Below are 23379 nucleotides of genomic sequence, written 5' to 3' on the forward strand. Positions count from 1 at the left end.
CGAGCGGGCCTGGGTGGCGGCGCTGGTGCTGCGGTCGGCGGCGGCCAGCGCCCGCGTGGCGGCGGCCCGCGCGCCCTCGGCGGCGTGGGTGCCCTCGACGGCGGCGGCGTGCGCCTCGCGGGAGGCGGCCTTGGCCACCAGCACGTCCCGCTCGGCCTCCGCGTCCAGCGCCCTGTTGCGGGCGTCCACGGCCTTGCGCTCGGCCTCCAGCGCGGCGTCCTTCTTGGCCGCGGCGGTGCCGCCCGCGGCCTCGGCGTCGCTCAGCGCCGCCGCGGCCACCTGCCGCTGCTCCTGGGCGCGGGCCTCGGCGTCCGCGGCCTTCTGCCGCTCCCTGGCGGCGCGGTTCTTCTCCGCCTCGGCCTTGTCCCGCTCGGCCTCGGCGATCTGCCGCTTGGCGTCGGCGTCCGCGGCGGCGTTCTTGGCGATCAGCTCGGCGGCCTCGGCCTTCTGCTGCGCCGCCTTCGCCTTGGCGGCGTTGTCCGCAGCCTGTACGGCCTGCGCGGCGGCGCCCTCGGCGGCGGCCTTGGCCTGCGCGGCGGCCTCCTGGGCCGCGATGCGCCTGAACTCGGCCTGCGAGGCGTGCGCCTGCGTCTCGGCCAGCGCCATCAGCGTCTTGCTGTCGGCGGCGGAGGCGCGGGTGGCGTTGGAGGCCGTCTCCGTGGCCTTGGCCGCCGCCACCGTGGCCGCGGCCGAGGCCCGGGTGATCTGCACGGCCTGCTGGCCGTAGAGCAGGCCGCGGCCCCTGGGCAGCCCGGCCGCGTCGGCGATGGCGTACGCGGCCTGCTGGGCGGCGACGGCCGTGGCGGCGTGCTGCTGCGCCGACTGGGCGGCCCGCGAGGCGACGAACACCCGGCCGAGCGCCAGCGCCTGCGCCTTGACGATGTCGTTCTTGACCTTGGTGAACTCCGTCGCGTCCGGATAGTCGATGCCGCCCGACGGCTGCTTCAGCCAGTACGCCTGCCAGTCGGCCAGGCGGGAGGCGATGAGCGACTGGCCCAGCGCCTCGCCCAGGGCCTGCGAGGCGATCTGCAGGTCGGCGGTGGCCTGCGCCTCCTCCTTCAGGATGGTGTCACGCTGGACGCGCTGGCCGTTCACCTCCTGCGCCCACTCCTGCGAGGCCGTGACGAACTCGGCGGTCAGCACCTTGCGCGGGTCCTGCGGGTTGTGCGTGGTGCAGGAGGCGTAGCGCGACTTGAGGTTCTCGACGTCGATCCGGAACTCCATGCTGTCCGGGTCGGGCGCGCTCTCCGGGAACCCGCCGGCGGCCAGGAAGGCCCGCGCGTCGTCGGCGTACATGTCGTGCATCCACGTCATGTCCTCCCACGCCTGCCAGCCCTCCAGGTCGGGGTGCGGCCACGTGTCGGGGTAGCGGACGGAGGCGATCGCGTTGACGGCGTCCACCGACTCCTTGCCGGCCAGCGGCGTCTGGTCGGCGTAGAAGTCGCTCTCGCCCTGCCAGAACTGGCCGGCGACCCAGTTGGACAGCCCGACCTTGCCGAACGGGTCGTCCTCGTCCTCGATCCACTGGAAGCCGGTGTAGGAGTAGTCGGCGGGAGGGGTGACGCTCAGCGACTCCTCCCACACCTCGGGGCGGGCCGCCAGCTCGTCCAGCTTGGCGGAGGCGCGCTCACGGTCCTTGTCGAAGGCGGTGGCGAGCTGGGTCTTCGGGTCGGACGTCCAGTAGTCGCGCGCGGCGGCCTGCAGCAGGGCGGCGTCGTCGCCGGCGAGCCCGGCGCGGGCGACGGCCTTCATGTCCTGGCCGCCCTTGCGCTGCGCGACCGTGAGCAGGCACTGCGCGGCCCTGACGTCGGCGGCGCGGCCGAGGTCGTACTCGCCGTCGGCGGTCTCGGCGATGGCCGCGGCAGGTTGGATTCCCGGCACAGGCACGACCTGTGCGAGCGTCGCCAGGAGGGCGACGGAGGTGATGGCCGCGGCCGTGGCGCGCAGCCGCCCTGATAAGGGCATGCGAGTAGGCATGGTGAGCCGTTTCTCTATGGCGGGGTTCCCCGCCGGAGGGGGAAGAGGGGGGATCAGAAGAAGGCGTTGAAGGCGTTCCAGCCCGAGGTGCCGATCTTCTGCGCGGCGGAGAAGGGGGCCGTCGCGACCCCGGTGCCCTTGAACAGCCACAGCGCGCCCGCCGAGTCGCGGGCGATCAGGTCGGCCTTGCCGTCGCCGTTGTTGTCCCCGGTGGAGACGAGCGCCGTGTAGGCGCTGAAGCCGGTGCCCGCGCTGATGCGGGTGCCCAGGATCTGGTTGGCGGTGATGCTGCCGGTGCCCGGGTAGATGTACAGGGTGCCGGCGGTGGTCCTGGCCAGCAGGTCGTTCTTGCCGTCGCCGGTGTAGTCGCCGTACCCGGCCAGGGCGTTCATGCCGTTCCAGCCCGCGGTGCCGGCCTGCACGCGGGTGCCCAGGAGGCCGTCTGAGCGCCCGGGGAACAGCCACAGGGCGCCGGCGGCGTCCCTGGCGAGGATCTCGGGCGAGGCGGTGCTGCCCATGTTGCCCGGCGTCATGATCAGGTTGAAGCCGCTCACGTTCGTGACGGCGCGGACGGTGGAGGTGCCGCGCTCAGCGGTGTAGTACAGGTCGTTGCCCATCCGGAAGTACAGGTCGTTGCCCGCGCCGGACGCCGAGGTGTTGGCGCGCAGCAGGGCGGTCGCCGCGGCGAAGCCGCCGCCCAGGTTCACGGCCGGCTGTACGCCGCCGCCGCTCTTGGGCTCGTACACGAGCAGCACGCCGTCGCTGCTCCTGCGGACGAACAGCGGCAGCGTCGGCGCGGCGGCCGCCTGCGCGGGGGCCGCCGGGATCACGACCAGCCCGGTGGCCAGCACGATCGCGGCGAACAGCGCCCGGTACCGGCGTAAAGGTGTGCTCAACGCACTGGTTGTCAACGCAACCTCACAAGACTCATGGCCAATGGAGCGTCACATCTCACGGCTGATCAGCCGTCCCGCGGGCTCGGGCGTCTCGCCAGGCGGGCACGGTCCGCACACCGGGAGAACGCCCGGTGGTGGGTGGCGGGCCGGGCGATCGCCACCCGAAGGAAGATCTACTTTAGGGCCAGTCCGCGGCCGCCACGCGGCGGGGGTGCCGTAAGACGATCATCGCGCGTGGGACGGCGGCTCATACGCCCGGTTGACGCGGCCGCATACGGGCGCCGTCCACGCTGGCCACCTCCCAGGCGGGTCACCCGCGCCGATGGGACAGCACGTGGAGGTGAGCGATGTGACAGGGCCCTTCGAGGACTTGGACGAATGGGACGAGGCCGGGAGCCTGATCGAGCAGGGGCTGGGGTTCGTGCTGCGGGAGGTGCTGAGCGACGAGTACGGCGGCGCCGGGGAGGAGGACTACGACTACGCGCTGGAGGTCATGCTCGACGAGCTGAGCCCGGCGGAGGCGATCGGCTTCGCCAACGCGTTCCGGCAGATCCAGGGTGGGGCGTCGCGGGCGCTGGCCCATCCGTTCGTGGCGCAGGGGTTGCAGAGGGCGCTGCCCACGGGGGCCGCCGCGCTGGGGACGCTGATCGGCGGGCCCGCCGGGAACCTGATCGGGACCCGGCTGGGGACGCTGGCGGCGGGGGCTCTGGCCGGAAGGGGCACCCCGCCGCAATTCGGGGCCGTTCCACCGCAGTACACCGCCGTACCGGCCGTCCCGCCGCAGTTCATCCCCGTACCACCGCAAATCCCCGGCGTGCCGTCCGCGCCCCCAGCCACCATCCCGGCGACAGCGCCACCGCCGGGTTTCCCCGCCATCCCGGCGGGGGCGGCCGGTGCCGTCCCCGCCGTGGTGGTGGAGCCGCCGGCGCCCGTCCCCGCCGTGGCCGAGGGCTCCGCGGCGGCGGCCCAGGGCCTCGTGCTGGCCTGCCAGCCCGACGTCCTCGCCGCACTGCTGGCGCTCTGCCTGGGCAGGCACGGCGCGAGGCGGATCGGCGGCGTCCCGGTCGCGCGCGTCATGGGCATGCTCAGCGACGTGTTCGCCCAGGCCGCCGCGGACGCCGACGAGCTGGCCTACTACGACGGCCTGGCCTACGGCGCGGACGAGGACGCCACCGACTTCGGCGAGAGCACAGACGCCGGCGGCCCGTCACTGGGCTCCGGCCGCGCCCTCTACACCGCGTTCATGGACGCCGAGAACGAGGAGCTGGCCTCATGAGCAGCGCGTCCGAGCTGGCGGCCGTCGAGGAGCTGCTGCTGAAGGTCCTGCCCGACCCGATGGGCTTCGCGGAGCGGGTGCTCGGCGAGCTGGCGGACCGCCTGGCGACGCCCCCGCCCGCCGACGGCCCCACCGTCGTGCACGGCTACAAGGAGCCCGACCAGGCGCTCGCCGACCGCGACCTGCTGCTCGCCGCGGCGCTCGGCGCCTGCGCGTGCTGGGGCGAGGACGCCGGCTGCCCCGACTGCGCCGGACGGGGGTCGCCCGGCTGGATGCCGCCCGATCCCGAACTGTACGGGCAGTACGTCGCCCCCGCCGTCCACCGCACCTCCCCCGCCGCTCCAACTGCCCCGACCGGCCTGGCGCGGGGCGCGGTGTCCACGTCCCTCGGAGACCGTCCCGATGAAGGAGAAGCCAGATGAGCAGTCTGTTCGAGGAGAACTACGACACCGGCTACGACGAGGAGGAGGAGTTCGACGACGAGGAGCAGTCGAGGGACTCGCGGGCCCGGCGCAGGCGCGCCCAGGCGCTGGCGTCCGCGCGCCGCCGGGCGGCGGCCCGCCGCGACCGCAGGCTGCCCGCCACCCCGGCGTCCCCGCCCGCGACGCCGCCGCAGCGTGCCGTGGTGAACGCCGTCAAGGAGCTGGACCTGCAGACCCAGGTGCAGCAGGACACGCTGCAGAGCGCGATCGCGGCGCAGAACAGGAAGTTCGACAGGGCCGCGCTGTCCACTGTGGCGACGCTGCTGGTCAGTGAGGGTTTCCGGACGTTCGGCACGCCGGACAACAATCTGGTGCGGGCGGGGATCCAGATCCTGCCGCTGGTCGCGTTCCCGACCGGGGAGAAGCGCAAGGGCATCGGCGGCGTGATCAGGCATCCGGCGTTCTACGGCGGGCTGGGCGTGCTGGCGCTGGCGTTCATCGACGACCAGCGCAAGCGCAACTCGGCGGTGCAGAACGTCGACGTCCTCGGCCCGAGCCGGCTGACGGTGGGCGCGGTGGACCTGTTCGTGGCCGACGTGCGCGACGCGAGCGGCAAGGTGCCGGCGAACGTCACGCCCGCGTGGGAGTCGAGCAACGTCGCCGTCGCCGAGATCAACGCGACGACCGGCCAGGTCACCGCCAGGAGCGCGGGCGTCACGATCATCTCGGCCAAGGCCGGCGACATCGTGCGCAGGGTCCGGCTGGAGGTCGTCGCGGCGGGCGGCAAGTGAGGCGTGGCAGGCCGTGGACCCAGCCCTGCGGGAGCTGCTGCGTGACGCGCCGGCGGACCGGACGGTCGAGGCGATCATCCGGTTCCGCCGGCCGGGCGTCGAGCTTCCCTCCGTGCGGCTCGTGGCGCGGTTCGGGAGCGTCGCGACCTGCCGCCTGCCGCTGTCGGCGGTGCGGGAGGTGTGGGCGCATCCGGACGTCGTCAGCCTGAAGGCGCCCCGTCCCATCAGCCCCGAGATCGCCACGCCCGCCCCGCCGCCGTCACACCCTTTCAGCCCGTCGGCGTCGTGGCTGCCGACCGGGCCTTCGGCATCGCGACCGCCCGCGCGGACCGAGGTCGTCGTCGGTGTCGTGGACGCGGGCGCCGACTTCGACCACCCGAACTTCAAGCACGCCGACGGCACCACCCGGCTGCTCGCCCTATGGGACCAGCGGCACCGGTCAGGGTCCGCGCCGCAGCCGTACGGGTACGGTGTCGTCCACACGCGGGAGGACATCGACCGGGCGCTGCGCACGTCCCACCCCTACCGGACGCTCGGCTACCATCCGGCGGACGCCGACCGCGGCGGCGGCGCGCACGGCACCCACGTCATGGACATCGCCGCGGGCAACGGCGCCGCCGGCCCGGCCGGGATGGCGCCGGAGGCGAGCCTCGTCTTCGTCCACCTGTCGAACCGGGGCACGGGCGGCCTGGCCAACCTGGGCGACTCGGTGCGGCTGCTGGAGGCGGTGGACTTCATCGTCAGGACCGCAGGAGAACGTCCCTGGGTGATCAACCTCAGCCTCGGCTGCCACGGCGGCCCGCACGACGGCAGCACGCCCACCGAGCTGGCCCTGGACGAGCTGCTGGCGGCGGCGCCCGGCCGGTTCCTCGCGCAGAGCTGCGGCAACTACTACCGGGCGCGCACGCACGCCTCCGGCTTCCTGCTGCCCGGCAGGCAACGGGTGCTGCGGTTCGTCACGGACCCCGCCGACACGACCGTCAACGAGGTCGAGATCTGGTACAGCGGGGCCGACGAGCTGACCGTCCGCGTCGACCATCCGCGCATCCCTGCCGGGCCCGTCGTCCCGCTCGGCGGCTCCGCCGACATCGTCGCGGGCGGACGCGTCGCCGGGCGCGTCTACCACCGGGCTCACGACCCGAACAACGGCGACCACCACATCGACGCGTTCCTCTACCCGTGGGCGCCCGGCGGCGAGTGGCGCGTCACCTTGGAGAGCCGCCGCGTCACCGACGGCCGCTTCCACGCCTGGATCGAGCGGGACGAGGCGTGCCCGCGATGCCAGGCGCGTTTCCTGCCGTCCGACGCGGACCCGGCGAGCACGATCGGCACCATCGCCAACGGGCGCGTGCCGCTCGTCGTCGGCGCGTACGACGCCCACTCCCCCGGCCTGCCGCCCGGCCCGACCAGCAGCGCCGGGCCCACCCGGGACCACCGCGCCAAGCCCGATCTCGCCGCGCCCGGCGTCGCCGTCCTGGCGGCCCGCTCGGCGCCGCGCGGCAGCGCGCGCAGCCCGGGGCTGCTCACCCGCAAGACCGGCACCAGCATGGCGGCGCCGCACGTCACCGGGGCGGTCGCCCTATGCCTGCAGTACGGCGGGCACCGGCTGACCGCCGCCGAGATCCGGCGGCTGGTGCTGTCCTCGGCCGACCCGCCACCGCCCAGGGCGGACCGGCTGGGGCGTGGCCGGTTGAACGTCCGTGCCCTGCTCGCCGCCGTCCGCCGCAGCCTTCCGCCCCTGACGGAGGTCACCGCCATGGAAGAACACGACCGCATCGCCCCGCTCCTGTCCGTCGCGCCCGCCCGCGCCTACCGGGAACTGCTCTACCGGCCCGCCGGAAGCCTCTCGGCCTGGCTCAGAGACCGGTTCGCCGTCCTGGCGGGGCCCGGCCAGCGTGCCGTGGACGTGCCCCAAGCCGGTGACGTCCTGCTCCGGGTCGTGCTCGGGGAGCCCGCGGCGGCCGGTCAGTGCGCGATCGTCTCCGCGGCGGGCCTCACCCGACGGCTCAGCAGCCGGCGCGGCGCGCCGTCCGGCTGGTACGCGGTCGCGTCCGTCATGGGGCCGGTGGGAGGCCGGCGGTCGGTGCGGCTGCTGGATCCGGCAGGGCGCGTGCCGCCGGGGCAGTTGCTGCTACGGCCTCGTCCGGTGGAGCCCTCCGACCGGAGCGACCCTGAGGAAGCGGACCCCGGGCCGTGGACGGGCACGGCCGAGCAGGAGGACTTCCGCACCCGCGTCCTGGCCGAACACCTGCGCCGCTCCCGAGCGTCCAAGGGCGACCCCCAGCGGGACCTGCGCGACGACGAGCTGTCCGACATCACGAGAACCCCCATGACAGGAGGTGAACGCAAGCGGGTCCGCACCGCGACGGCGACGGCCCGCGCCGTGGACGACCTGCTGGAAGCCGCGAACACCGCCCTGGCCGCAGCCCAGCGGGCAGGCCACGCCGACGCGCGCCGCACCGTCGAGCTGACGGTGACCAGCGGCTACCGCAGCAGCGCCCACCAGCGGCAGCTCTGGCTGGACCACTTCGCCGACAAGTACTACAACCGCTCACGCGACGCCCGCGCCAGGATCGCCGAGGGGCCGCACTCGGACGCGGCCGTGGACTACCTGCTGCGCCCCAGCGGGCAGGGCGGTTACGGCCTCGGCGGCCGCATCGCCGCGCCGGGCTACAGCAACCACCAGAACGGGGTGGCGCTCGACTTCCACCAGGTGCGGACCGCCGGCCAGGCCGTCCCCAACGACTCCGACGACCCGGCCAGGTGCCGGTGGCGGCACACCTGGTTCCACGGGTGGATGCGCCGGAACGCGGCGGGGCGCGGCTTCCGGCCGCTGGCCACGGAGGAGTGGCACTGGGAGTACCGTCCCGGCGTCCCGGCCGCCTCGGACCTGGCGGACTTCCGGGGCGGGAAGGCGTGGACCTTCGCCTCGGCGGTCCATCCGCAGCCGGTCGCGGTGTTCTGCCCGAAGGCGGCGCTCGGGCAGGCGGAGGTGGACGTGCTGGTGTTCGCGCACGGGCTGCTGACGGGGTGCACCAGGCCGAAGCGGGTGCCGCTGGGGTTCGTGACGGGGGCGCCGTTCGAGCTGGGGCGGATCGTGGACGAGTCGGGGCGGCCCGTGGTGCTGGTCGTGCCGCTGCTCGACTGGGGGAACCCGTGCGGCGAGGCCGTGTTCGGGCGCGGTCACCGGCGGCTGCACCCGCTGGGCAGGCCCGCCCTGCTCAACGCGGTCGTCGAGGAGAGCGTGGCCGAGGTGGGGCGGGTGCGCGGCGGGGCCGTCCCGGCGGTGCGGCGGCTTGTGGTGGCGGGGCATTCGCGGGCGTACGACCTGCTGGAGCCGCTGGCCGCCGGCCGGGACGACGCGGAGATGAGGCAGGGGGCGCTGGCCAGGTTGAGCGAGGTGTGGGCGTTCGACACCACGTATCGCGGCGACGTGCGGAACTGGACGGACTGGCTGCGGCTGAACCCGTCGTTGCGGGTGCGGGTCTACTACCGGCCGGGCACCGGGACGGCGAGGGTCGGCGGGCGGTTCCTGGCGCAGGCGAGCGACCGGCTGGTGGTGACCCAGGTCGAGGAGGGCCACTGCGCCGTCCCAGCCACCCGCCTGGCCGAACTGCTCCCCAAGCCGACCCCCTGACGGGCCCCGCGACCGGCGTGTGGCCGTGCGGCGGCGCTAACCGGCCGCGCGAGCGGCGACCTCCGCGCACCCCCGCACCCGCCGCGTCAGCCCGGCCGACGGCCGCAACGCCATCTCCGCCCACAACAGCACCGTGTAACGCTCGAACTGCCGCCGCGCCTGCGCCACGTTCCCCTCGGCCAGGAACACCTCGATCAGCGCCGCATGCGCCGACTCCCGCAACGGATCCTCACCGATCGCCGCGTAGGCGGCCTCGATGGCCTCCAGATACCGCCCGAGCCCGCACAACCGCCCCGCCAGCGCCTCCAGCGCGTGGATCCGGACCTGGCCGAGCCGCTCCCGTTCGAGCAGCAGCCACTCCTCGTCCCACCCGGGCAGCAGATCACCGCGCAGCACGGCGAGGGAGGTGTCCTGGGGCCGGAGTTCCTGGTCGCCGGCGAGCAGCCGACCGGCCTGGGCGGCGCACCGCCACACGTCGGCGTCCACGGCCTCGTGCAGCCGCACGGTGTCGCGGGAGGCGCGGACGAGCCGCTCGTCCGCCTGCCGGAGCCGCCACAGCGCGGTGCGCAGGCTGGCGGCGGCGCGGACGGCGGGCCCGGCCCAGAGGCGTTCCGCGAGGCCGGCGCGGCGATGGGCGAGGGGCGGCGGGCGCACGAGCGCGAGGTAGGCGAGCACCCGCTGTTCCTGGATGCCGAGGGTGACGGGTGCGTCGTCGAGGACGAGGCCGAAGCCGCCCAGCAGGGACAGCTTCGGCCGGGTGGGGCAGCGCGGAGCCTGGGTCATCCGTCCCGAACCCCCTTCGGGCGCGTCGGTCGTCCCTGGCAGTGTGCGGGGCTGCCGTTGCGCAACCGTTGAGGTCTCAGGCGGCGCCGAGCGCGGTCGGCTCCTGGGGGAAGAGGCCGTCGAAGACGGCGGCCCGGTCGAAGGCCATGGCGCGGGTGCGGGCCCGCAGCTCCAGGTCGTTGCGCTCGCCGGGCGTCAGTTCGAGCACGACCCGGTCCACGGCCTGCGCCAGGGCGGCGACGTCGCCCGGCGGGACGATGACGGCGGTGTCGCCGACGGCCTCCAGGGTGCCGCCGGTCGGGGTGGTGACGATGGGCCCGCCGCCGGCGAGCATCTTCTCGGCCAGCGCGATGCCGAACGTCTCGACGAAGTCGGGCTCGGGCTTGGTCGGCAGCACGTACGCCGCGCATCCCCGCATGAGCAGCGCCTTCTCGCGGTCGTCCACGTCCGTGAGGAAGACGATCCGGTCGTCGCCCGCGGCCATGGCCCGCGCCTGTTCCAGGAGTGGCCCCGTCCCCGCGACGACCAGTTTGACGCGCGGACGGCAGCGCATCCGGGCATAGGCGGCGATCAGGTCGTCGATGCCCTTGGCCTTGGTGACGCGGGACAGGAACAGGATGTACCCGTCGTGTTCCAGGCCGCGCCGGGCGAGCGCGTCCCGCATGGCGGCCGGGTCGAGGTCGAGGAAGGCGGCGGAGTCGATCGGCGGGTAGCTGACGGTGACGCGCCGCCGGCACTGCTCGGCGAAGGTGGTGCCGCAGCGGGCGTCCACCTGCTCGGCGGAGGCGACGATCTCGTCGCGGGTGTAGTCGGAGACGGCGACGACCTCGTCGTTGGCCAGGAACGTGGTGAACAGCACGGTGGCCGCGCCGAACCGGCCCTCCCGCAGGCAGGACGCGATCACGTTGGTCACGTCCGAGCCGACCGCCTTGGCGACGGTGCGCACGTGCGGCGCGAACCCGGCCGCGCGGGCGGCGGCGACCGCGTCCACGACGACCGCCGTGTGCGGCGCCAGGTACATCGACAGGCAGGTCGTGGCGTACGGCTCCGCGAGCAGCTCGACGAGGCGGCCGGTGAGCCCCGACTGGTAGCGCCCGTCGGGCACCCGGTAGTCGCCGACCGGTTCCGGCCGTTCCACGGTGATCCCGTCGCTGTACGGCAGCAGCCGGTCCAGCGGTTTGAGCGGCAACCCGGCGGCCCGCAGCGCGGGGACGGGCCAGGTCAGCAGGCGCACGTCGGCGTAGCCGCGGGTCAGCGCGACCTCGGCGAGGTTGCGCGCCTCCCCGGAGTGGCCGCAGATGACCGGGTCGGCCCTGACGGCGATGACGAGACGGCGAGGGAGGTGAGTCATCGCGTTACCTCCGATGTCGGAAGCGGACGGGACAGCGGATGGGACAGTGACGGCGGGCGGAGCCCGCGCCCCCACGCGGACGGTTCCGGGCCCAGCCGCAGGCGCAGCAGCCCGCCTTCGTGCACGGTGGCGGCGCTGAGGTGGGTGGCGTGCAGGGGTTTGCCGTTGAGCGTGGCCTCCTGCACGTACTGGGCGGGTGGGTGGCGGTCGAGGCCCTCGGCGCCGATGGGGGTCTCGCGGTGGCCGCTGGTCTCGATGACGAACTCGTTGCCGCCCGCCTGGAGCACGGCGCGGGAGAAGGCGGGCGTGTTGACGAGGAACAGGTTCTGCCCGGCGACGGGGAACAGGCCCAGGGACGCCCACACGTACCAGGAGCTGAGGCCGCCGGAGTCGTCGTTGCCTGGCAGCCCGCCGGGGCCGGTGCCGAACTGCCAGGTCAGCGCGGCGTGCACGATCTCCGCCGTACGGTCGGGGCGGCCCGCGTAGTGGTAGGCCCAGGGCGCCTCCATGTCGGGCTCGTTGTTGAGGCCTTCGAAGCGGTTGAGCGCGTACCCGGCGGCCATCTCGGCCGGGGTGGGGCGGCGGCCGGGCCGCTGCACCGCTTCGGCGCCGTAGCCGAAGAAGCGGTCGAGCTTGCCGATGAAGGCGTCGTCACCGCCGGCCAGGGCGATCCGCGCGGCCATGTCGTGCAGCAGGCGGAAGGAGTAGTTCCACTTGCCGCCCTCGTAGAACTCGGAGTCGCGCAGCAGCCCGGTGCCGGGGTCGAAGGCGTTGTGCCACTGCCGGGCGAGCTCGTCGAGGTCGTCGGCCAGGCCGCCGTCGTTGAGCGCGCGGGCGACCTGGGCGGTGCAGTGGTGGGCGTAGGCGAGGTCGAGGGTGTGGGTGATCGGGTGTACGACGCCGCGTTCGTAGAAGTCCTCGCCGTAGCCGCGGCGCAGGTCGCCGACCATGTGCACGAGCGCCCAGCTCCAGTCGAGCTCGGCCCGGCCGAGCGCGTGGGCGTCGGCCAGCGCGGTGTGGGCGAGCGCGCTGGCCTGGCGGAAGAACCGGTCGGCGCCGCGCGACATGCGGTAGCCGATGGGGAAGTTGCCCTCCTCCTCGCAGACCCTGATCAGCGACTCCAGCAGGCCGGCGGCCCGGTCGGGGGCGATGGCGGCCAGCAGCGGGAGCTGGGTCTTGTAGATGTCCCACATGGTGCACACGTCGAACGCGAACGGGCCGGGGGTGGGCCAGAACGGGCTCTCGTCGTCGGCGAAGCACGGCTTGATCAGCGCGTGGTAGAGGGACGTGGCCAGCACCGTGCGGCGGGCGGGCGTGCCGCCCTCGACCTGGACGCGGTCGAGGTGCTCGGCCCAGCGGGCGCGGGTGCGGAACAGCACGGTGTCGAAGGCCTGCTCGGTGTGGCCGCACTCGCGTTCCAGGTTCTGGCGGGCCTGCTCGCAGCCGCGCAGCGAGAACCCCATCCGCACCTCGACGGTCTGCCCCGGCGCGGCGGGCCCCATGAAAAGCATGCCGAAGGGCCGCAGCGTGGTGTGCCGGATGCTGTCGAAGTCGAGCCGGGTGCCGCCGTCGATGAGGCGGCGGTCGTACCAGAGCATCTGCCGCCAGCCGGGGCTGTCGACCTCGACGTACACCGACAGCGGGACGCCCTCCATCACCACGGTGCCCTGGGCGCGGCCGTGGCCCATGCTTTCGACCTGGGCCCGCACCGGCACGGTCTGGCCGAGGTCGATGGCCAGGCCGCCGCAGGACAGGTCGATCACGATGCGGGCGCTGCCGTGCTCGGGGAAGGTGTAGCGGTGCACGGCCACCTTGGCGCCGACGGTCAGCTCGCAGCGGATGCCGGTGTCGAGGGTGGCCGCGTAGTAGCCGGCCCTGGCGACCTCGTCGTACAGCGGCCAGGACTCGCCGAGCGCGTCGAGCGGCTGCACCATCGGGGTGACGCGGACGTAGTTGTAGTACTTGCGGATGGCGCCGGTGCCGGACTGCTGGAAGTGGGTGAAGCCGGAGGCCTGCAGCCGCTCGAACATCTCCTCGGGCACGCCCTCGGTGTTCTTGGCGTACCGGCCGTAGCCCGTCGGGTACGCGCCGGAGTAGGCGCAGGCGGACACCATGCCGAGCGGCGACGTGGCGCCCGGGTGGGTGTTGCCCACCTGCGGTTTCGGCCACCACCAAGTGGCGGCGAGACCGCGCGCGCGTGGCAGGTCCGTCGCCGCTGTTCCGATGAAGGGGTCAACGTTGTCGAGGATGGCGGGACTCTACCCAGCCGGACGCCCCCGTAGGTTTCGGCCAGGTGAACTCCTCGCCAGGCTTTCGCGGACCGTGATGGCACGCGGTGGAACCGGATGTCACGCCCTTGAGGTGAAGATTCAACGATCCATCGAGGGAGACCCATGAGGTACCTGACGAAGAAGCTGCTCGTCGCGCTGGCCACGGCGGCGCTGGCCTGCTCCGGAGTCGCCGCCGTCGCCGCCGTACCGGCCTCCGCCGCCGTCGCCGTACAGGGGGCGTTGTTCACCGGGATGGGGCAGAGCCTCGACGAGGACACGGCGCTCGCCATCGCCGAGGCGAACGCCAGGGCGGACGCGGCGGCGCACGGGTTCACGGAGTGCGACCCGTTCGAGTCGGTGAGCTCGCAGAGCCCCAAGCTGGTGTGGACCGCGTGGTTCACGGTCCGCTGCCTGGCGATCAGGGGCTAGCTGGATCGATCACGTCGACGGCCCGCCGCCGACCGCCCGCGGCGGGCCGTAGCGGGGACGCGGGGCGGTTCGTGGTTCTGCTCGCCTGCGACCGTTCGGACCCACATTTTGGTTTGACCAAATACCCAATTGAATATAGATATGACTCCATGGAAAATGGGGCAAGGCGCCCGTACCGCATGGGAGCGCGCGCGGCCGCCGTGGAGGTCACCCGCGCGCGCGTCATGGAGGCCGCCGCCGCGCTGTGGACGCGGCGGTGGTACGACGAGGTCACGCTGCAGGACATCGCCGACGAGGCGGGCGTGTCGGTCCAGACGATCGTCAACCACTTCGGCGGCAAGGAGGGGCTCGCCGACGCCGCCGCCGAGGTGGCGGCGGCTCAGGCGGAGCTCGCCCGGCAGGCCCCCGTCGGCGACGTCGAGGCCGTCGTGACCGTGCTCTTCGAGGAGTACGAGCGCCAGGGCGACGCGACCGTGCTGTGGACGGCGCAGATCGACCGGGTCCCGGCGATCGCCCGCGCGGCGGCCCACGCCCGCCGCCAGCACCGCGACTGGCTCGAACGGGTCTTCGCCGACCGGCTGCCCGGCCCGGGGCCCGCCCGCGAACACGCGCTGCACCTGCACTACGCCGCCACCGACGTCTACCTGTGGAAGCTGTGGCGGCGCGATCTCGGCCTGCCGCGTGACGACGCCGAACACGCCATGCGCGACCTGCTGACGTCGATCGACCCGCGAAGGGGGCACGATGCCTAGCACGTTCCTGTTCGCCACCTGGAACGGCGGCGGCGCCGTGCCGCCCGTCCTGTCGGTCGCCCGTGCGCTGCGCGAGCGCGGCCACACCGTCCGGGTGCTGGCAGACACGTCACTGCACGCCCAGGTCGCCGCCATCGGCGTGGAGGCGATCGCCTGGACCACCGCGCCCCAGGGCGACCCCGCCGACCCGGCCAAGGACGTCATCAAGGACTTCGAGGCCCGCACCCCGCTCGGCGCGTTCGCCCGGCTGCGCGACCGCATCGTCTGCGGCCCTGCGGCCGACTACGCCCAGGACACGGCGGCCGAGCTGCGCGCCCGCCCGGCCGACGTGCTCGTCGCCGAGTTCATGCTGCTCGGCGCGCTCACCGCCGGCGAGGGCGCGGGCATCCCCGTGGCCTCGCTGGCCACGACCCTCTACACCTTCCCCACGCGGGGAGCGCCGCCGCCCGGCCTCGGCCTCAAGCCCGCCACGGGCGCGCTGGGCCGCCTGCGCGACCGGGTGCTGACCAGCGTCATGCTCAAGCCGTGGGAGAAGGGGCTGCCGCCGCTGAACGCCGCCCGCGCCGCCCGCGGCCTGCCGCCGCTGCATTCGGTGGTGGACGCGTTCGGCCGCGTGGACCGGCTGCTCGTGCTGTCGCCGCGCGCCCTGGACCACCCGGGCCGCGAGTTCCCCGCCAACGTGCGGCACGTCGGGCCGCGCCTCGACGACCCGTCCTGGGCCGGTGACCTCGAGCTGCCCCCTGGTGACGCGCCACTGGTGCTGGCCGGCATGAGCTCGTCGTACATGAGGCAGCGCGATCAGCTCGAACGCATCGCGGAGGCCCTCGGCACGCTGCCGGTGCGCGGGCTGCTGACCACCGGCCCGGCCGTGGACCCTGCGACGATCCGCGCGCCCCGCAACGTCCTGGTCACCGCGGCCGCCCCGCACACCGCCGCGCTGCGCCACGCCGCCGTGACGATCACGCACGCCGGCCACGGGACGGCCGTCAAGTCCCTGGCCGCCGCCGTGCCCCTGGTCTGCATGCCGCAGGGGCGCGACCAGCCCGAGGTCGCCAGGCACGTCGAGTCCGCCGGCGCGGGCATCACCGTGGGCAGGAACGCCTCGTCCCGCACGATCGCTCAAGCGGTCGAGCGGATCCTGCGCGAGCCGTCCTACCGGTGGCACGCGCGGCGGATGGCCGCCGCGATCGCCGCCGATACCGCCACCGACCTGGCGATCGCCGAGCTCGAAGCCCTCGCGGAAGCGGGCGCGCGGTAGCCGGTTCAGCCGGTGATGAGGCGATGGCCGCGCGGCTCAGCTCGTGACCAGCGTGAGCCCGTACGCCGACAGCGCCTCCGCCACCGGCTGGAAGAACGTGCTCCCGCCGGTGGCGCAGTTGTCCGTGCCGCCGGACGTGATCCCCTGGGCCTGGTCGCCGGACAGGAACGGGGCGCCCCACGTGCCCGGCTCCGCGCACACGCTGGTGCGCACCAGGCCGGTCACGGTGCCGTCGGGATAGCTGACCGTGGCGTTGCGCTGCTGGACCGTGCCGCAGTGCCAGCCCGCGACCGGGCTCGCCTGGCAGACGGACGCTCCCACGGCGGCGGGCGCCGAGCCGCGCACCGCACGTTCCGCGCCGAGGGCGACGACGGTGCCGCGGGGTGTCCAGCCCGGGTCGAGCGACACCCAGGCGTAGTCGTCGCCCGGGTAGGAGGACGCCTGGAAGACGCCGATCGGGGTGCCGCCGTAGCCGGTCAGCGCGATGTCGCCGCTCTCGCCGCAGCGTCCGGCGGTGAGGAAGCCGCCGGTGGTGCCGCGCCGCACGGTGAACGCGACCGTGCAGCGTCCCTTGCCCTCGACGACGAAGGTGTCGCCGCCGCGGATGTCGCCGTACGAGACGGGCTGGGTGTGGGCCCGCGCCGGGCCGGGCGGTGCGCCGAGGACGAGAGCGAGGACGAGGGCCACGGCCGGGCGGATGAACCTCATGAAGAACCTCCCGCCGCCACCGTAACCTCACAGGGCCGCCACCGTCCCTACCACTTGAGCCGGGGGCACGGCGATATGTCCGCTCCAGCGACACCCCGGGCCGTTACGTTAGGTACATGACCGGTCACGATGGCGCGGCGGCGTCCGGCTCGCCGCAACCAGCGCCGGGACGCAAGGCGGAGCACGCGGCGGAACCCGCGGCTGAGCCCACGCCGGCGCGCGGGGCGGAGCACGCGGCGGCGCGCGCCGCGATGTTCGGCGCGCTGATCTCCGCGAGCCACACCTCCACCCTGGAGCAGATCCCCGCCCTGGTCGCCGAGCAGGCCGCCCGCGTGGGCCTGCACGACGTGCTGATCTACCTGGCGGACCTGCAGCAGGAGGTGCTCTCGCCGCTGACCCCCCGCCCGGCGCCCTCCGGGGCGGCCGAGCGCGGCGAGATCTGCATCGAGGGGACGGTGGCCGGCCGCGCCTTCCAGCACGGCAGGACCATGCCCGCCTCGGTACGCGACCCGCGCCAGTGGTGGGTGCCGCTGGTGGACGGCACGGACCGGCTCGGCGTCCTGCGGATCAGCGCCCCCGGCGCCGACCCCGCGACGATCCAGGACATGGAACGCCTGGCCGGCCTCGTCGCGCTGCTCGTCGTCTCCAAGCGTCCGCTCAGCGACACCTACGCCAGGCTGGTGCGGCGCAGGCGGATGAGCGTGTCGGCGGAGATGGAGTGGCGGCTCATGCCGCAGCGCACGTTCGCGACCGACCGCCTCGTGATCAGCGCGGTCATGGAGCCGGCGTACGACGTCAGCGGCGACGTCTACGACTACGCCTTCGAAGGCCCCACCGCCCACCTGGCGATCTTCGACGCGATGGGCCACGACACCGCCGCCGGCCTGACCGCCAACCTCGCCCTGACGACCCTGCGCAACAGCCGCCACGAGGGGCAGGGGCTCGTCCGGGCGGCGCGCAGGATCGACCAGGCGCTCATGGGGCAGTTCGGCGGCGAACGGTTCGCCACCGGCGTGCTGGCCACGCTCGACATCCTCAGCGGCGAGCTGACCTGGGTCAACTGCGGCCACCACCCGCCGGTGATCGTCCGCAGGCGCGCCACCATCGAGCTGGCCTGCGAGCCGGGGCCGCCGTCGGGCACCGGCCTGGGCCTGCCGGTGACGCAGTGCCACGACCAGCTCCAGCCCGGGGACCGGCTCCTCCTCTACACCGACGGCATCACCGAGGCGCGCAACCGGCAGGGCGAGGAGTTCGGCATGGAGCGGTTCACCGACTTCCTCATCCGGCACCAGGCCGACGAGCTGCCGGTGCCCGAGACGCTGCGGCGGCTGATCCTGCACCACCTCGACTACCACGAGCGGCGGCTGCGCGACGACGCCACCGTCCTGCTCGTCGAGTGGCCCGGCACCCCGTACACCAGGAAGGAGGCCGAGGCCCTGACCGGCGTCCCCGAAGGGAGCGATGGCCTCTTCTAGCCAGCGGGGTGGTGCGCCGGCGCGGCCGGCGCGAGACTCGAAGGCGTGGACCCGGATGCCGACGACCTCAGACGGCAGATCGAGCACCTGATCGCCAGGACGCGGGCCGCGCAACGCCGTGCCGAGGAGCTGCGGCTCGACGCGGCGGTGAGCCGGCGACGGGTGGAGGAGCGGGAGACGGACACGCTGCGGCGGCTGGAACGGCAGTGGGCCAACAGCGAGAAGCTCGGCGACCTGGGCCGGAACCCACCCACCCGCTCCCACGCCGACCCGGGCGGCCTCGCCGATGCCGGCCTGCGCGCCGCCCTGGCGCTCACCGGCGCCGACATGGGCAACGTCCAGCTCCTGGACCGCGCCACCGGGGCGCTGACCATCGTCGCCGACCACGGCTTCCAGCAGCCGTTCCTGGACTTCTTCGCGGTGGTGGACGACGACAGCTCGGTGTGCGGGCGGGCCATGGTCACCCGCAAGGCCGTCGCGGTGCGCGACATCGGGCAGGACCGGCTGCTGTCCGGCACGCCGGAGTTCCGGGTGCTGCGGGAGGCGGGGGTGCGGGCCGTGTACTCCGCTCCCCTGCTCGATCGGTACGGGACGGTGCTCGGCGTGCTTTCTGTGCACCGTCGGGGGCGGCATGAGTGGACCCGGCAGGATCATCTGCTGCTGCGGCTGCTGAGCCGCCACCTCGGCGACCTGCTCAGCACGACTGACCCGGAGCCTGAGTGAAGCTCACCGACCTGCTCAACACCCCGGGCTCGCAGCCTGGGGGAAGCTCAGCGACCTGCTCCCGCATCCTGGGTGAAGCGGCCGCGGGCGACGAGCTCGACCGTCACCACGGTCGCGACAGCCTGCGCGGCCAGCAGCGTCACGAGCTGGACAACACCCCGTCCCGATCGGGCTCGCCTCTCGGACACACCGATCGCACATGCGAGCGTCCGGGTTCAGCCTGGCCTCCGCATCTCCGCAACGGTGACGCTGCGCAGCCGAAGACGCCTTCAGTTCCCAGCCAGGCAGGCATACTCGCAGTTGGTCTCGTTGATCCACGCGGAGCTCGCGTACATTCGGGCGGCCTGTCGCCTCCTGCTGCAGAAGGCGGTGGTCCGGGCTCGGGTCTGGTTGCCCGGATGAGATGTGGGCGCAGGCCGCAGCCATTCCCCAATGGCCCGGTTGATCTGCGTGATGGAGGGTCGCTTCGCGTCGGCGCGCCTCCTGTCGAGGGCCTGGCGCCATTTCAGGACAGCAGACCCGAACACGATGATCCCTGCTGCGACGGAGACGGGAACCCGGCATTACCACCCAGTTGCTCAACGCGCTCATCACGATCGCAGCCTCTCCCACGATCGAGGGGATGATCGCGGCGTCGGCATGACAATCTCGTACGATCCGGGATGTCGGCGTACGAGCTACGCTCGATCAGCCTTGGCCACGCACCCGGGGTGGTAGCCTGCGCCGATCCCTGGACCGCCCTAAACCTCATGCCGCGCCTGGAGGCAGGCCCGGACTGCGGCCATCGCCCTCACCTGGCCTGTCATCGCACCCATCGGCCACGCCGGTGTCGCACTCGGCTGCCTTGGCGATCGCCGTGCGCAGCTCGGTGATGGCCCTGACGAGCGGGATGAGCGCCCGCACGAGACGCGCGGCAGTGGGCGGCAAGCAGGCCAAGGTACCAAGGACGAGGATGATGCTGCTGATCACGTCGATGATGGTCACCGTCATGGGGACGCTCCGAGAATGAGGTCGGCTCCGCATTGCCCTCATTACGGCATCTGTTGCCTGGATCCGCGATGCCGGAGGTAGCGTGAGTTTTCCGGTCAGGTCCGGTCAGGACGTGTTCGATCTACCAGGAGCCCGCGATGGGCCATGAGGCGCCGACGCCGCGGCAGCTGTTCGCTCAACGTTTTCGCGCGTTGCTGAAACTCAGTGATCTGCCGCTGAAGGCGGTGGCAAGCAGCGCCAACAGCCGGCGCCCTTCCGGGGAATCGTGGGAAGTCACCGTCCAGCGCATCAGCGCATGGCAGGGGGGCGTCAACGTTCCCCGTCTGTATCGCATGTTCGAGGTGGTGGTCGGTGTCCTGATCGACGCGTGCCGGGACAAGAGGGCACCCGTGGACGAGACCGATGACCTGTTCGATCTGACGGCGTGGCACACCTTGTGGTCGCAGGCGTGGGCCCCACTACCCGACGCTTCCCCTGCCAGCAAGGAACGGTGGGCGGAGCAGGGGCCCTACCTGGGGTCGGCGGCCTACCAGCAGCATCAGGCCGACCTTTTCTTCGGGCGTGACCACCTGATCGCCGACCTTCTGGGCAGCCTGACGGAACGGCTGAAGGATCCCGCTCTGCTCGTGGTGAGCGGCGCGGCGGGAACAGGCAAGTCCTCGCTGCTGCATGCCGGAATGCTGCCCGCGCTGGCCGGCGGCAGGCTGGGGGAGGAGGTCGCCGCCTGGCCGGTGCTGACGATGACGCCGACCGTGGCGCCCATGCAGGAGCTGGCGCGCATGCTGGCGTCGCTGGGCGATGACGACTCGCCGGCCATCAGGAACCGTCTCAAGGAGGGTCCCCAGCAGGTTGTGCGCGATGCGGTGATGACGCGCGCCGATGCGGGCAGCCACCGTCTGGTGCTGGTGGTGGACCAGTTCGAGGACGTGCTCTCGCCCCTGCCGCAGGAGGGCAACATGGCGGCACGGACGCAGGAGCGGCTGGACTTCGTCGAGACGCTGCACGCCATCGCTACCACAGCTTGCGGCCCAGGCGACACACCCGCCGCGCTCGTGGTGATCGCCGTGCGCGATGACTTCCTGAAATCGGCGGCCGCCTACCCTCAGCTGAAGGACTCACTGCAACGCTCCCGCCGGTTCATCGTCGAGCCGATGAACCAGATGGAGTTACGGCTCGCCATCGAGATGCCGGCGCGGCTGGCCGGGCTTGAACTGGAGAGTGACCTGGCCGGTCTCGTCCTGGAGGAGTTGCGGCAGGGGACGTCCGGTCCGGGGCCCGGTTCCCTGCCGCTGCTGGCGGCGGCCATGCATGCCACCTGGCAGCACCGCGACGGCGACCTGCTGACCATCAGCAGCTACGAACGCTCCCGCGGGATTGCCGGGGTCATCCATGACAGCGCGGACGCCCTCCTCGACCACCTCACCCCCCAGCAGCGCAGGGAAGCTCGCGAGTTGACCCACCGGCTCGTCAAGATCGCTGCAGATGGCCGTTTCGTCAGCCGGCCCATGGCCTATCAACCGTCCGACCGCCAGAGCGATTTCGATGTGGTGGTGCAGCGCTTCATCAAGGAACGCCTGCTCACCGCTACGACGACAGAAGAGGTGAGTACCGGCGGGACATCCTCTGCTCTCCCCACGACAGAAGTCGTGATCACCCACGACGCGCTCCTGGGGTGGAAGACCCTGAGCGACTGGCTGAAGGACATCTTGGCGAGCCGCGCTCTGCGCACCGCGCTCCTCGACGACGCCGACGCCTGGATCCGCTACGCGAAAGACTCCTCCTACCTCTACCGTGACACGCGCCTGGCAGCCGTCCTCACGGAGAGGGAGCAGTGGGAGGGTGCTCCGGACCGTTACCCGCCGCTTCCCGACGGAGCGCAAGCGTTCCTGGACGCGAGCTGGCACGCCGCCACTCGCACCGCGCGGCGGCGCCGGAAGCTGCTGGCCCTGCTGTCGGGGCTGCTCGTCATCGCGGTGGCTGGTGCCACCGTGGCCATGGTTATGGGCAGAGCCGCCGAGATGTCGGCGCGCATCGCGTCGTCCCGCCATCTGATGTCACGAAGTGAGATCGTCACCGACCCGGTCGCCCGGCTGCAGCTCGGCATCGCGGCGGCTCATATCAACCCCGGTCCGGAAGCCCGGGCCAATCTCCTGGTCCATATGGCGACGGCGGGTTTCACAGCGACGCTGACCCCTGACCCCTCCCCGCATGACAGCATCATCGGGCTGGCGTCGTCCGCCGGAGGATCTGTTCTGGCCACGGCCGTGACGACCTCGCCCACCGAGGGCGCCGTCCTGCTCTGGGACGTCAGGGACCGCGAACATCCGCGCGTGGTGTCGACGCTCCGCAGTCCCCACGACCGTGTTTCGTCCGTCGCCTTCTCCGGCAACACGCTCGTGGCCGTCGGAAGCGGCAGCGGAACCATCGGCCTGTGGAACGTGTCAAACCTCGACGCTCCGCACAGGATCGGCCGTCTCGTTGGTCACACCGGGCTCGTGCACGACGTGGAGTTCTCGCGTGACGCCCAAACCCTGGTGAGCGCGGGCGCCGACAAGACGGTCAGAGTGTGGGACGTCAGGATCCCGGCCTCGCCGCGAGCCGTGTCCGTTCTCCCCGAGCACCCTGCTGCCGTCGGCGCCGCATCCTTCTCACCGGACGGTGATCTCCTGGCCACGGCCGACGTGGACGGCAACGCCTGGCTCTGGAATACCGCCAATCCCGCGCAACCCCAACAGTTGAGCGCTATCGCCCACCCGGGCGTCAACGACGTCGCCTTCTCCCCCGACGGCGAGACACTGGCCACCGCCGACGCCGGCGGCACCGTGCATCTGCTCGACGTCGGCGAGCCCGACAAGCCGCCGCGCACGACAGCCCCCCTGACTGGACACAAGGACTCCGTGCTCGGCGTCGCGTTCTCACCCGACGGACGGACTATTGCCACGGGCAGCGCCGATCACACCACCCGGATCTGGAACCTTCGCGCTGAAGGTGGTCCCGCGCCGCTCGCCACCCTCGAAGGTCACTCCTCGTGGACGCTCCGGCCCGCCTACACGCCCGACGGTGCGTTCCTCACCACAGCGAGCTACGACGGAACCGCCCGACTGTGGCCGGTGGCGGACCCGAAACACTTGCCGACAACAGCGACCCTCCCCACCAAGCGCCACAAGGCACAAGCCACCGCCATCGCCTTCTCCCCGGACGGCGCGACCCTGGCCACCAACGAACATGACAAGGTCCGGCTCTGGGACATCACGAACAGGAGCGCCCCCCGCTCCCTGAAGCTCCTGCCCGGCCATCGCGGCATCGTCGCCGACGTCCTGTTCTCACCTCAAGGTGATCTCCTGGCCGCGACCACCTCCGGCGGCGACATCCTCACCTGGTCCGTCAAGGACATCAGGCATCCGCAGCTCCTGCACGCCTTCACCGGCCACAGCGCTGCGGTGAACGACGCTGACTTCTCCCCCGACGGCACCCTGCTGGCCACCGCGAGCTTCGACCACACGGCGAAGGTGTGGTGACAGCGGCCGCGACATACTCCCCATAGGCGGCCATTTAGCGCCCCACTGACGGCCACGAGGTTCCCCGCGTACGGCCAGATATCTCCCCGGTTCGCCCCGTCCAGACCCGGACGGTGATCATCG

Annotated in this window: 17 protein-coding genes; 10 read left to right on the forward strand and 7 right to left on the reverse strand. The window is 72.9% G+C overall.

Annotation, left to right across the window (positions count from 1 at the left end):
* Both ABD331_RS59890 and ABD331_RS59895 read right to left on the reverse strand, forming a co-directional pair.
* A partial coding sequence (locus tag ABD331_RS59890) for a hypothetical protein (protein WP_344496422.1) occupies positions 1-1965 on the reverse strand: 1965 nt, incomplete at its 3' end.
* 65 nt (positions 1966-2030) lie between these two features.
* A complete protein-coding gene (locus ABD331_RS59895; RefSeq protein ID WP_344496424.1) occupies positions 2031-2873 on the reverse strand; it encodes an FG-GAP-like repeat-containing protein in 843 nt (280 codons plus the stop codon).
* 349 nt (positions 2874-3222) lie between these two features.
* On the opposite strand from ABD331_RS59895, the gene ABD331_RS59900 reads away from it, so the two are divergent.
* Genes ABD331_RS59900 through ABD331_RS59915 form a run of 4 tightly spaced genes read left to right on the forward strand, consistent with a single transcriptional unit; the run spans position 3223 to position 8999 of the window.
* Entirely contained in the window at positions 3223-4149 is a 927-nt protein-coding gene (locus ABD331_RS59900) for a hypothetical protein (protein ID WP_344496426.1), read from the forward strand.
* Positions 4146-4571 carry a hypothetical protein gene (locus ABD331_RS59905; protein ID WP_344496428.1) on the forward strand — a complete coding sequence of 142 codons (426 nt, stop codon included), beginning with the start codon at positions 4146-4148 and terminating at the stop codon, positions 4569-4571. The genes ABD331_RS59900 and ABD331_RS59905 overlap by 4 nt, the downstream gene beginning before the upstream one ends.
* A complete protein-coding gene (locus tag ABD331_RS59910) occupies positions 4568-5362 on the forward strand; it encodes an Ig-like domain-containing protein (protein ID WP_344496430.1) in 795 nt (264 codons plus the stop codon). The genes ABD331_RS59905 and ABD331_RS59910 overlap by 4 nt, the downstream gene beginning before the upstream one ends.
* 13 nt (positions 5363-5375) lie before the next feature.
* The gene (locus ABD331_RS59915; RefSeq protein WP_344496432.1) at positions 5376-8999 is read left to right on the forward strand and encodes a S8 family serine peptidase; all 3624 of its coding nucleotides are present in this window, start codon (positions 5376-5378) and stop codon (positions 8997-8999) included.
* A 36-nt stretch (positions 9000-9035) separates the two neighbouring features.
* Here the strand turns inward: ABD331_RS59915 and ABD331_RS59920 are convergent, their stop codons facing one another.
* The 3 genes from ABD331_RS59920 to ABD331_RS59930 all read right to left on the reverse strand — a co-directional run bounded on the left by ABD331_RS59920 (position 9036) and on the right by ABD331_RS59930 (position 13382).
* Entirely contained in the window at positions 9036-9782 is a 747-nt protein-coding gene (locus ABD331_RS59920; protein WP_344496434.1) for an AfsR/SARP family transcriptional regulator, read from the reverse strand.
* A gap of 76 nt (positions 9783-9858) precedes the next feature.
* A complete protein-coding gene (locus tag ABD331_RS59925) occupies positions 9859-11133 on the reverse strand; it encodes a glycosyltransferase family 4 protein (protein ID WP_344496436.1) in 1275 nt (424 codons plus the stop codon).
* Positions 11130-13382, reverse strand: coding sequence for a glycoside hydrolase domain-containing protein (locus ABD331_RS59930; RefSeq protein ID WP_344496454.1), 2253 nt, complete (start codon positions 13380-13382; stop codon positions 11130-11132). Before ABD331_RS59930 ends, ABD331_RS59925 begins: the two co-directional genes overlap by 4 nt.
* Before the next feature lie 144 nt (positions 13383-13526).
* On the opposite strand from ABD331_RS59930, the gene ABD331_RS59935 reads away from it, so the two are divergent.
* The 3 genes from ABD331_RS59935 (at position 13527) to ABD331_RS59945 (ending at position 15842) form a co-directional block, all read left to right on the forward strand.
* A complete protein-coding gene (locus ABD331_RS59935) occupies positions 13527-13832 on the forward strand; it encodes a hypothetical protein (RefSeq protein ID WP_344496438.1) in 306 nt (101 codons plus the stop codon).
* 179 nt (positions 13833-14011) lie between these two features.
* Complete coding sequence (locus ABD331_RS59940; protein WP_344496440.1) at positions 14012-14584, forward strand: TetR/AcrR family transcriptional regulator; 573 nt, start codon at positions 14012-14014, stop codon at positions 14582-14584.
* A complete protein-coding gene (locus ABD331_RS59945; protein ID WP_344496442.1) occupies positions 14577-15842 on the forward strand; it encodes a glycosyltransferase in 1266 nt (421 codons plus the stop codon). Before ABD331_RS59940 ends, ABD331_RS59945 begins: the two co-directional genes overlap by 8 nt.
* A 36-nt stretch (positions 15843-15878) precedes the next feature.
* Here ABD331_RS59945 and ABD331_RS59950 read toward each other — a convergent pair whose 3' ends face one another.
* Positions 15879-16550 (reverse strand): S1 family peptidase, encoded by a 672-nt coding sequence (locus ABD331_RS59950; RefSeq protein ID WP_344496444.1) that lies wholly within the window; start codon positions 16548-16550, stop codon positions 15879-15881.
* Positions 16551-16666: 116 nt separating this feature from the next.
* Between ABD331_RS59950 and ABD331_RS59955 the strand changes: the two genes are divergently transcribed.
* Together ABD331_RS59955 and ABD331_RS59960 are read left to right on the forward strand one after the other, a co-directional pair.
* Positions 16667-18025, forward strand: a complete 1359-nt coding sequence (locus ABD331_RS59955; RefSeq protein WP_344496446.1) for a PP2C family protein-serine/threonine phosphatase — start codon at positions 16667-16669, stop codon at positions 18023-18025.
* 45 nt (positions 18026-18070) lie between these two features.
* Entirely contained in the window at positions 18071-18748 is a 678-nt protein-coding gene (locus ABD331_RS59960; protein ID WP_344496448.1) for a GAF domain-containing protein, read from the forward strand.
* 747 nt (positions 18749-19495) lie between these two features.
* On the opposite strand, the gene ABD331_RS59965 is transcribed toward ABD331_RS59960, so the two are convergent.
* Positions 19496-19738, reverse strand: a complete 243-nt coding sequence (locus ABD331_RS59965) for a hypothetical protein (RefSeq protein ID WP_344496450.1) — start codon at positions 19736-19738, stop codon at positions 19496-19498.
* Between the two features lie 137 nt (positions 19739-19875).
* Here ABD331_RS59965 and ABD331_RS59970 point away from each other — a divergent pair, with 137 nt between their 5' ends.
* A complete protein-coding gene (locus ABD331_RS59970; protein WP_344496452.1) occupies positions 19876-23256 on the forward strand; it encodes an nSTAND1 domain-containing NTPase in 3381 nt (1126 codons plus the stop codon).
* Positions 23257-23379 lie beyond the last annotated feature (123 nt).

The organism is Nonomuraea monospora (assembly GCF_039531895.1).
Taxonomy (GTDB): domain Bacteria; phylum Actinomycetota; class Actinomycetes; order Streptosporangiales; family Streptosporangiaceae; genus Nonomuraea; species Nonomuraea monospora.

What these genes read in the sequence shown, in the direction of transcription:
- ABD331_RS59905 (WP_344496428.1), top strand. Translation starts at nt 4,146, where the DNA reads ATGAGCAGCGCGTCCGAGCTGGCGGCCGTCGAGGAGCTGCTGCTGAAG.
- ABD331_RS59910 (WP_344496430.1), top strand. Translation starts at nt 4,568, where the DNA reads ATGAGCAGTCTGTTCGAGGAGAACTACGACACCGGCTACGACGAGGAG.
- ABD331_RS59920 (WP_344496434.1), bottom strand. Translation starts at nt 9,782, where the DNA reads ATGACCCAGGCTCCGCGCTGCCCCACCCGGCCGAAGCTGTCCCTGCTG.
- ABD331_RS59925 (WP_344496436.1), bottom strand. Translation starts at nt 11,133, where the DNA reads ATGACTCACCTCCCTCGCCGTCTCGTCATCGCCGTCAGGGCCGACCCG.
- ABD331_RS59935 (WP_344496438.1), top strand. Translation starts at nt 13,527, where the DNA reads ATGAGGTACCTGACGAAGAAGCTGCTCGTCGCGCTGGCCACGGCGGCG.
- ABD331_RS59940 (WP_344496440.1), top strand. Translation starts at nt 14,012, where the DNA reads ATGGGAGCGCGCGCGGCCGCCGTGGAGGTCACCCGCGCGCGCGTCATG.
- ABD331_RS59945 (WP_344496442.1), top strand. Translation starts at nt 14,577, where the DNA reads ATGCCTAGCACGTTCCTGTTCGCCACCTGGAACGGCGGCGGCGCCGTG.
- ABD331_RS59950 (WP_344496444.1), bottom strand. Translation starts at nt 16,550, where the DNA reads ATGAGGTTCATCCGCCCGGCCGTGGCCCTCGTCCTCGCTCTCGTCCTC.
- ABD331_RS59955 (WP_344496446.1), top strand. Translation starts at nt 16,667, where the DNA reads ATGACCGGTCACGATGGCGCGGCGGCGTCCGGCTCGCCGCAACCAGCG.
- ABD331_RS59965 (WP_344496450.1), bottom strand. Translation starts at nt 19,738, where the DNA reads ATGACGGTGACCATCATCGACGTGATCAGCAGCATCATCCTCGTCCTT.
- ABD331_RS59970 (WP_344496452.1), top strand. Translation starts at nt 19,876, where the DNA reads ATGGGCCATGAGGCGCCGACGCCGCGGCAGCTGTTCGCTCAACGTTTT.